The organism is Treponema sp. OMZ 840, from assembly GCF_050937815.1.
Lineage (GTDB): Bacteria > Spirochaetota > Spirochaetia > Treponematales > Treponemataceae > Treponema_C.
In genome coordinates, this window is record NZ_JACDIJ010000026.1 from 1 (window position 1) to 4,634 (window position 4,634).

Here is a 4,634-nt window from a genome sequence, read left to right on the forward strand (position 1 = left end):
ACCTTTGTCAAGGGCGATTCTGTTTTTTTACCGGCATTTCGGACGAATGCTGCTGGGCTTCCCACAGCGTTTTATACGCGCCGTTTTTCTTCAATAGGGTTTTATGCGTTCCCGATTCGACAAGCTTTCCGGCTTCGAATACGAATATCTTATCGCAATCTACAATAGTCGATAACCGATGTGCAATAACAATGCGTGTAATTCCTTCCGTAAGATAATCGACCGTTTTCATAATTGCGCGTTCGGTTACCGAATCCAGACTTGCAGTCGCTTCATCCAATATCAATATACGCGGCTGCCTTAATAATATACGCGCCAATGCTATTCGTTGCCGTTCTCCGCCCGAAAGAGTCGTTCCTCTTTCGCCGACAAGGGTATTGTACCGGTCGGGCAATTTCGATATAAAGTCGTCGGCCATAGCTGCCTTTGCCGCCTGATACACCGCTTCGTCGGGAAGATGAAGCATACCGAAGCGGATATTGTCTTTAATAGTACCCGAAAACAATAATATGTCTTGAGGAACGTAACCTATCATTTTGCGGTACGATTGAGTGTCAAAATCTTTTATGTTTATTCCGTCAACCGAAATTTCTCCCGTACCGAAATTATAAAATTTCATAAGCAATTTTGCCAGCGTTGTCTTACCCGAACCCGATGTTCCCACAAAAGCGACTTTTTGTCCCGCCTTAACGGAAAGCGTTATGTTTTCGAGAGTATTTCCCCGCGTTCCGTAAGCAAAGGTCAGGTTTTTAATTTCTATATCTCCGTTTAAACTCTCTTTTTTTAAGCCGCCGCTGTCAATATCTTCTTCCGGTATATCAAGTATTTCCGCCAGCCGTACCGCGGCAACAAAGGCTTCTTGCAGCGACGGCTGTAAAGTTAAAAGACGTCCTAAGGGCCCTAAAAAATAACCCGACAACAGCACAAACGAAATAAGCCTGCCCAAACTCATGCTTCCGGCTAAAATATGTAAACTGCCTATCCAATAAACGGCTAAGGTTCCGCTTTGCGATAAAAACGTATGCAAGGTATTTTCGATATTTCCCATCGTGCCGAGCGTAATACCTTTTTTTATCGAATCGACGATTTTCACTTCCGTGCGTTCAAACGCAAGTTTTTCGCTCGACAAAGCTTTAAGCGTCGCTATACCGTTAATATTTTCCACCATTACCGATTGTTTTTCCGCATCGATAACCGCTTTTATTTTAAGCATATTTTTATACGGATTAAAAAACAGCCACGCCAAAATTGCCGATAAAATGACGGGAATAATCGCGGCGATAAGCAAACTGCCGCCGAATATAAATAAAAAAACGCCGCCTATAACAAGCATAAGCGAATCCAGCACAACCGACAAAGACGTAGACGATATTGCATGGCGGATGGTAGCCGTATCGTTTATACGCGATAAAATTTCTCCGGTTTTTCTGGACGTAAAAAAATCCATAGGTAATTTTAATATATGCCTAAAATACTCAAACATTAAAGCCGCATCGATTTTATTGCTCATATACATCATAAGTTGATTTCTGCAAAAAATTAAAAGTGCTTGGAACAGTATAACAAGAGCATAGCCGACTGAAAAAAGCGTTAAAGTTATTTTTACGCCCGTATATAATACTTCATCGATTAAAAATCTAAAGTAAAATGCGGTGGCTATTCCCAACAAACTTAAAAGAATGCTTGCAACCAATACTTCGACAAGTATTTTTTTGTGTTTGCCTAAAATTTTAATAAAACGGGTTAATTTGGTATCCGTATCCTTATTTTTTTTGAATTTTTCTACAGGCATTACAACAAAAAACACCCCCGTCCATTCGTTTTTAAAAGCTTCCGCCTTTAAAACTCTTACACCGCAAGCGGGATCCCCTATATACACCTTAGCGTTTTTATATCTATAGACAATAACATAATGGTCTAAATCGTCGCGTTTAACATGGGCTATAAACGGATACACCATATGAGCCGAAAGCGTTTTATCGTAACTGACACCGCCTTTGCAAGAAAAGCCGAGTTCTTCCGCTCCCCGAATAATTCCGAAGCCCGATGTGCCGTCTCTATCCGTACCGGCAAATCGTCTGATTACGGTAAGAGGTATTCGTTTTCCGTAATATTTACATATAGAAGCCAAACATGCCGGAGCACAATCAAATTCATCGTGCTGCAGCACTACAGGATAACGATTCACCGGTCCGAAAAACATACACGCCTCCTCAGCCTAATATCCGTTCAGTACGGCGGCAATATAGCGTAAACGAACTTCTTTATATGTGTTATCGACAATTTCTGCATTTAAAAGCTGGTATTCAAAGTTCAGCTGATTAAGATGTCCTTGCTCGAGTAAGGCCCTTGCCGTAACGATTTTATTATCCGCATCCGTTTTATCCAATAATGCTTTTTCCGACAATTTTTTTAATAAACCGATATTTGTTTGATATTGCTTTTCTTTTATTTGCTGATTTTTGAATAATTGTTTTCCCGTTATATCATATATACGGTAAGCGGTAAACATCGAATCGTTTAAACGATACTCGGAGGCTAAAGGAGAAAGAGCAAAACGCATTCCTATACTGAAATTCCAATTCCAATAGTCGGTATTTTTCCAATATCCCAAAACGGAATCTTTAAAAGTATGTGAAGAAACTTGCGAAGAAACGGGTTCCGCTTCCGCCGAAAATTGCAGTTTAGGTAACATATCGAGCCTTCTTTCGGCTTGTTCATAAAAATTCCGTGCAAGCTGTTTGGTTTCAAGCGTATAGACAAGGCCGTTTTCAATGTATTTTTCGGCCGTATATTGCTCCCAATATGACAGCCACGAATGTATATCCTGCGGCATATCCTTTTCTTCCAAACCGAACACATATAAATTTTCAATAAGATTTGCAAAGGTTTGCTTCATTTGCAATATATTTAAGTACGATTCATAGCGTTTGGTATTGCGTTCGGTTAATTCAAAAGAAGAAAGCCTGCCTAAACTCCACAATTGCTCGTCCGCTTCGGCTTCTTTTTTGTGTAAGTCTTGACGGCGTTCTTCCAACGCAATGCGTTCTTTGAGCAACAGATACCGGCTCGCAGTAAAAACGGCTTCGGCAATCAATTGTTTTTTTTCGATTTTCAATTGAATGTCCGCTATGGTTTTATGTATCTTCCAAGCCGAATTTTGTCCTTCCCATACAAACGGCAACAGATCCGGAGCGGCCGCATATAGGGGAACGGTCAATGCACAGGAAGCGGAAAACTCGTATGCGTTGGAATCGGAAGTATCGTTATTATATGCAAAAAATTGAGATGCCTGAGTTTGCATTGCAATACCGCCCGGAACATCCTGAAACAACACAAATGCCGTTTTTAACATATGAGCTTGTAAGCGGCCGGTCGGTTTTTTGTCCGTCAACGCAGTATACCCGACATCTAAAAAAGGGCGCGGCAGCCAGCGATATTTATAGGGAATAAGCGATATTTCGGTGTTTTTGCGTTCCAAAAGCGCATTTTGATATACAGGGCTTAAAGTAAGAACCTTACGGATAAAATTCGAATAATCTTCGGAATATGCAACAAAGAAACAAGTTATAAACAAACAAACTGTAATTGTTTTTTTTACCACACCATATCCATTTTTTTTAGAATATACCACAAAATCGTTTGTTCTTTAAGAATTATGCGGCTTTCCACTTCCAAGCCGCTTTTAACCGGATATGTTTTTTCTTTTTTATCCTTTAAAAAAGATTTATCTATATCCGCTAAAACCGTAAAATATAAAATGCCCTGACTGTCTGCCGAAGCGTCGGGGTCAATCGCGGTTATAAGGCCTTCGGCTCCGCCGAATTCATGAAAAGGAAAAGCCGGAAAACGCAATTTGACCTTCATACCTTTTTCCAATTTTCCGCTCATTTTCGCCGGAATTTTTAATTCCGCCTTATACACATCCGTATCGTCCGGAACGATGTTTAAAATTTTTTGGTCGGCAAAAAGATAATCGTTTGTGTTAAGCGACGATATTTCCTGTACAACACCGGCGATGGGCGCATATACCGAAGTATTTTTTATGTTTTGACGTACCTGTTCGATTTGGCTTTTTAATTCTTCCAATTCAATAACACTCTTTACATATTCATCGCTTATTTCTTTTATAAACGTTGAGTTATGTGTTTCTAAATTAAGAAGATATATATTTTTTTCATATTCAAGTTCGCGCAATTTTACCGGCGTTATCGCTTCTTTGGGCATACGCAGCGCTTCCTGCCACGTTTTTTCGGCAAGCAAAAAACGTTTTTCCAACAATTCTTTTTGATATGCATAGGCTTGAAAACGTGTTAATGCAACGGTATTATTTTTGTCTATATCCGCCGTTCCCGTATAAAAGCTGCTTTCCATTTGCCGCAAACCGTCTATTTTTATTTTAAGCTTTTCAAACCCGGTTTTTAATGCGGCCTCTTTTGCCTGCGCAACCTGCGAATTTATTTTTAACAACAGCGCGCCCTTTTCGACCCGTTCTCCCGGACGATAATACAAGCCGGTAATCTCTCCCGAAACCGCATTTTTTACCTGTGAAATATTCGATACGGGCCGCACAACCCCGCGCGCCCGCACCGTTTCTTCCATTTTACCGAATACAATCCAGCATATAAGCGCAA

Annotated in this window: 3 protein-coding genes; all 3 read right to left on the reverse strand. The window is 40.4% G+C overall.

What is annotated here, in order from left to right; all coding sequences use genetic code 11:
- Window positions 1-7: 7 nt before the first annotated feature.
- Window positions 8-2,203 carry a peptidase domain-containing ABC transporter gene (locus H0R92_RS13905; protein ID WP_432966245.1) on the reverse strand — a complete coding sequence of 732 codons (2,196 nt, stop codon included), beginning with the start codon at window positions 2,201-2,203 and terminating at the stop codon, window positions 8-10.
- 15 nt (window positions 2,204-2,218) lie between these two features.
- Entirely contained in the window at window positions 2,219-3,604 is a 1,386-nt protein-coding gene (locus H0R92_RS13910) for a hypothetical protein (RefSeq protein ID WP_432966248.1), read from the reverse strand.
- On the reverse strand, window positions 3,598-4,634 hold a 1,037-nt coding region (locus tag H0R92_RS13915), incomplete at its 5' end, for an HlyD family efflux transporter periplasmic adaptor subunit (RefSeq protein WP_432966251.1). The genes H0R92_RS13915 and H0R92_RS13910, both read right to left, overlap by 7 nt.